Annotated in this window: 2 protein-coding genes; both read right to left on the reverse strand. The window is 32.0% G+C overall.

Annotated elements, in window-relative coordinates; genetic code table 11:
• Window positions 1–276: hypothetical protein (locus SPADD19_RS10670; protein ID WP_061455971.1), on the reverse strand; the 276-nt coding region annotated here is incomplete at its 3' end.
• Between the two features lie 141 nt (window positions 277–417).
• Window positions 418–959, reverse strand: a 542-nt coding sequence (locus SPADD19_RS12985; RefSeq protein ID WP_241496585.1) for an LPXTG cell wall anchor domain-containing protein, incomplete at its 5' end; no start/stop codon positions are given.

Genomic DNA, 959 nt, shown 5'->3' on the forward strand with positions numbered 1-959 from the left:
ATCTTTTCCAGGTAATTCAGCTTTAGCACCCGCTGCACTAGAAACCTTTAATTTGACATATTTTCCAGCGATTTTCCAAGTTCCATCTCTAGATTCGTCTTTATTATTTGTTACTTCTAGTGTTTTATCGCTATTGAAAACGATAGTTGAATCGTGTTTACTATCATACCAAGTACCAATAATTTGCTTCTCTGGTCCTGAATTTTGATTCAAGAAAAAGAATACCCCACCGGCAACCGCAAGTACTAAAACAACTAAAGCAATAATTTTTTTCATTATTTTTCCTCCTATAAATATCTAAAGATATTAATTATTTTTTTCATATACCTAGTTTCACTAAAATCATTAGTAAAAAATCAAAATTTGAATGATAAACTTTTATTCATTACTACAATAAGAAATACTTACCAGCTTTTATTAATCACGCTGTTTCCGTGATACTGAAATACCAAAACTACAAAGAACAATTCCCATTGCAAACACTAACCAATTCTCAATTGAACCTGTATTAGGCAAGGCTCTATTTGCAGCATATTTAGCTTGATTTCCAGCATAGCTATATACTTGTTCGTTAGAAGTATTTTCTGATATACTCTTTTCTAACGCAGGATTAAGAGAAATCATCTTGTGATCTACTTTATCGTTAAAGACTTCGCTTTGTCTTGTACGAGTATTTAAATAGGCTTCCCTAACAGCTTCATATTGTGCAGTTGCATCCAATTGATCTTGTAGAAGTGTTTTAAGTTTAGCTTCCTCTCTTGCTACATTCTCAAGTGCTAAACGGTGCTGTTCAACTGCATTGTCATATGCTTCTTTTGCTTTCTTCAAATATGCATCAGCATTTTCAAGACGATCCAAAAGTGTTTCTAAAGTAACTAAGTTAGTCTTTAATTTAGAAATTTCATCCTTAATTTGACTTTCTTTAGCTTTTAACTCTTCAACTTTATTCTGACGGTTTC

Origin of the sequence: Streptococcus parasanguinis, assembly GCF_001578955.1 — a bacterium.
In the GTDB taxonomy this organism is placed as follows: Bacteria; Bacillota; Bacilli; order Lactobacillales; family Streptococcaceae; genus Streptococcus; species Streptococcus parasanguinis_U.